4 protein-coding genes are annotated in these 3,966 nt (G+C 68.9%); 1 reads left to right on the top strand and 3 read right to left on the bottom strand.

Translation table 11 applies throughout. From position 1 onward, the window contains the following. Positions 1–35: 35 nt before the first annotated feature. The 3 genes from ACWGI8_RS40915 to ACWGI8_RS40905 all read right to left on the bottom strand — a co-directional run bounded on the left by ACWGI8_RS40915 (position 36) and on the right by ACWGI8_RS40905 (position 2,861). On the bottom strand, positions 36–557 hold the full coding sequence (locus ACWGI8_RS40915; protein ID WP_453668527.1) for a DUF6114 domain-containing protein: 522 nt from the start codon (positions 555–557) through the stop codon (positions 36–38). Between the two features lie 95 nt (positions 558–652). Next, positions 653–1,288 (bottom strand): DUF6230 family protein, encoded by a 636-nt coding sequence (locus tag ACWGI8_RS40910; protein WP_453668526.1) that lies wholly within the window; start codon positions 1,286–1,288, stop codon positions 653–655. 595 nt (positions 1,289–1,883) lie between these two features. Beyond that, complete coding sequence (locus tag ACWGI8_RS40905; protein WP_453668525.1) at positions 1,884–2,861, bottom strand: tetratricopeptide repeat protein; 978 nt, start codon at positions 2,859–2,861, stop codon at positions 1,884–1,886. Between the two features lie 217 nt (positions 2,862–3,078). Between ACWGI8_RS40905 and ACWGI8_RS40900 the strand changes: the two genes are divergently transcribed. Further along, entirely contained in the window at positions 3,079–3,708 is a 630-nt protein-coding gene (locus ACWGI8_RS40900) for a TetR/AcrR family transcriptional regulator (protein ID WP_453668524.1), read from the top strand. Positions 3,709–3,966 lie beyond the last annotated feature (258 nt).

Raw genomic sequence — 3,966 nt, 5'->3', positions numbered from 1 at the left:
GTTCATCGCCGTCAGCCGCTGAGAGCAGCGTTTCGTCACCCCGCACTGTTCCTCCCGCCGTTGGCATGCGCAATCGAATCCGTCACGTTCGGGTCCTCCCCGGCGCGCTGCTCGGGGAGCGTGGGGTCCTCGACCTCCGGCGACTCGGTCGCCGCCGGCTCTTCCGGCTTGCCCGGCACCCATGCGACGGAGAGGGCTCCACCCAGGAGGGCGAACAGGAAGCCGATCAGGAAGCCGCCGATGTTGGAGACGGGGATGGAGATCAGAGCCAGCAGGATCGCGGCGATACCGGCGAACATCCGCACTGCGCTGTGGAACCACATCGTCAGCCCCAGTGTCACCAGCAGTACGCCGATGATCAGTGAGCCCGCACCCGCGGTGGTCGACATGGCAATCGTCATATTGCCGAGGTGCATGTTGGCGTACGGGAAGTACGCGATCGGCAGACCACCGATGAGGGTGAACAGGCCGGCCCAGAAGGGCCGAGTACCCCGCCAGTCACGGAAGCGAAGCCGCCAGTAGGTGAAGCCGCGGGAACCTGTGGTCTCGGCGCTCATGGAAAACAGCTCCCTGGAACCGGTGTTGCTGTGAAAGTCGAAAGGACCGGGCGGGCCGGACAGCGTGGACCGTCAGGCCCGCCCGCTGGGAGCGCCTAGTAGCACTCGTACTTCTTGGGGTCACCCGTGTGCAGCCCCAGCTTCAGGTTGGGGAGCTTGAAGGTGCCCGCGGTGGTGGCCCACGCCGTCTGCTTCACGTCGGTCAGCGTGGCCTTCCTGGCCTGCTGCGCGAAGCCGTACGGGTTCGCCTTCGTGTTCGGCTGAATGCCGGGCGACTTGTTGGCGCCCGCCGCCACACCGATGTCGATGTCCTCGAACGCGGCGTTCGCCTCAAGGTCGGCGACGTCGAGGTAAAGGTTGCCCGCCTCGATGTCCGTACCCTTGTTGCCCGCCTCCAGGCGCAGCGTCACGTTGCCGATGAACGGCACGTTCGGCGTGACCACGGACTGGCACATGTTGGTGATCGTGGCCGAACGGAAGCCGGAGACGGCGACCGGGTGGACCTGGTCCTTGCCGTCAAGGCTCTTGCCGGCGGCGACGCTTCCGTACTGCACGAAGTCGTTGCCGACCAGCTTGTCGGCCGTCACCTTGAAGCTCTGACCCGACACGCTGAACGACGCCGCGAGAGCGCCCTGTGCCAGGCCGACGCCTATCGCGGCCGTGGCGGCCACGGACGGCACCATGACGACCGCGAACCGCTTCCATCTGGTCCCACCACGTACCTGGGACATATCTGTTCCTCCTTCTCGGACGTACATCTCCGGTACGGACCGCGCAGGTCCGACCTGGGATGGGAGAAGTGCTACGTCCTCGGGAAGGAGAGCGCCTGTGTATCAGGCGCTAGCCGCGTCCGAATCACCGGCGATCACCCCCGAGCGACAACCACTGGCCACGCCTTCGCGCAACCTCAATGGACAGGCCCTGCCGGTCAGGCAGGAACCCCCCTGTCCTCGGCCGGCACCTCTGCCGCCGGCCCACTCGGTGGGGACCCAAGAGCGCTTACGCGGCTGGCTGCCGGGCTGGTGCGGTAATGGACCGAGCGTGGCCGATCGTGGTGCATTACGAGCCGGGGCACAAGGGGGTTCGTTACTGACTAGTAACGGACGTATAACCACGCCACGACCGGGTGATGTCGCCTGGCCACACAGGGTGCCTCAGACCCCGTCGACAGATGGGGAGATTGCCGAGAAAAAGCGGACAGAACAACGGGGTTGATTTACTGCGAGTAACAGCGGCCGCGTTTACCAAGTTTTGGTAAAGCGCGGCCGCACTTTGTCACTCTGTCGCCAAATCGGCGACCACGCCCCGGGCGCTACGGGGCATATGTCAGAACAGCACCCGCGCCAGCGCCGTACGGGCCGCCGTCACCCGCGGGTCGTCGGCGCCGATGACGTCGAAGAGCTCCAGCAGCCGTACGCGGGCGGCGTCGCGATCCTCGCCCGCCGTGCGCCGTACGGCCTCGACGAGCCGGCCGAAGGCGTCCTGGACGTGACCGCCGGCGAGGTCCAGCTCGGCGGCCGCGATCTGGGCCTGCACATCGCCGGGCTTGTCCGCGGCGTCCTTGCGCACCGCCTGTGCGTCCATGGACCGCACCCGGCCGAGCAGTTCGGCCTGGGCGAGGCCGGCCTTGGCCTCCGTGTTGCCCGGGTCGTCGGTCAGGACGTTCTTGTACGCCTGGACGGCACCCGCGAAGTCGTCCGCGTCGAGCGCCTGGAGCGCCGCTTCGAGCAGCGCGTCGTGCGGTCCCGCCGGGGCCTTGGACGGGCCCTCGGTGCCCTGTTCGGCATCGGTGTCGGCGTCGACCGTGAGGCCGGTGAGCCCGAAGCGCTCCTCGCCGACCTGGATCAGCTGGTCCAGGGTCTGCCGGATCTGCGGCTCCGGCGCGGCGCCCTGGAAGAGCGGCAGCGCCTGGCCGGCGACCACCGCGAAGACGGCCGGGATGCTCTGGATCCCGAACTGCTGCGACAGCATCTGGTTGGCTTCGACGTCGACCTTGGCGAGCACGAAACGGCCGTTGTACTCCTGGGCCAGCCGCTCCAGCAGCGGGCTGAGCTGCTTGCACGGCTCGCACCACTCGGCCCAGAAGTCGAGGACGACCGGGACCTCCGAGGAGCGCTCGAGGACATCGCGCTCGAAGCCCGCCTCGTCTACGTCGATCACCAGACTGGCGGGGGACACGGCACCGCCGCCGCCCTGGCGCGCGGCCTCCGCGCGGGCCTGCTCCGCCTTGGCCTTGGCCTCTCCGGCCGCCTTCAACGCGGCGAGGTCGACGACGCCGCTCATGGACATGTTCCTAGGCTGCATGAGTACATCCTCCCCCTTCCGCGCGCACGAGTGAAAAGACCGCGGACTCCGATGCGGACTCTGACGCCGGGAGCCGTGGCGCCGGGTCCCCACCAGGCGCCTGTGGTTGTCGCTTTCGCTACGGGTCGTAGCGTAACTCGTATACCACCGAGCCGGGAAGATTCCACCGGTGAGCTGACTCACAGCGAATCACCTACTGGCCGGTATGGTCGCCGTCATGTGTAGCCGCAACCGTCCGAAAACGATCCGCACCGGCCGCCCCCGCAGTGCCGAGGCGGACGCCGCCATCCTCGACGCGACCAGAGCCGCGCTGGTCGAGCTGGGCTGGTCCAGGCTTTCGATGGGCGATGTGGCGACCCGGGCAGGGGTGGCCAAAACCACCCTCTACCGGCGCTGGGCGGGCAAGAGCGAACTCGTCGTGGACGCGGTCGCGGTCCTCTTCGACGAGCTGGAGCTCCCCGACCGGGGCTCACTCGCCGCGGACATCGAGGGAGTGGTGCTGCAGTTCGCGGCGCTGCTCGAGCGGCCCGAGGCCCGCACCGCGCTGATGGCGGTGGTCGCCGAGTCGACCCGCGACGAGCCGCTGCGCGAGCGGATCCGGGGCTCGATCGTGGACCGTCAGAAGCGGCTGGTCCTGGAGGGCAGGGCGCGGGCTCAGTCGCGCGGCGAACTGCCGGTGGAGTCCGACCCGGCCGCGGCGGCCCGCACCGCCGACCTGATCTTCGACGTGATCGCGGGCGCGGTGGTGCACCGCGCGCTGGTGAGCGCCGAACCCGTCGACGCGGACTGGGCCCAGCGCTTCACGGCGCTCCTGCTGGGCGGCCTCGGGGCGGCGGCGCAAGCCTGACCCCCGCACTACGCCGCCGTATCACCACCGCCGCGGCCGCTGCGGCGCGAAGGTGAACCTGGCGTAGGGCGAACAGCAGCCGAGTCAGCGGTGACGCGCCATCACATCACCTGCCGGAAGGGGCAGTTCGACGTTCCGGATGCCGTGTTCCACAGCACCGCGTCACCGCCGCGACACCGGAGAGGACCTGGAGGGAACGATCCAACCCGCCTCCCTCACCCGGGAGTTCAACGGCAGGAGCCCCGGCCCGACCGGCCG

This window comes from Streptomyces sp. NPDC054841 (genome assembly GCF_053611045.1).
Note: the sequence above shows the minus strand (reverse complement) of the source record. Positions and strands in the feature narration are given on the sequence as shown.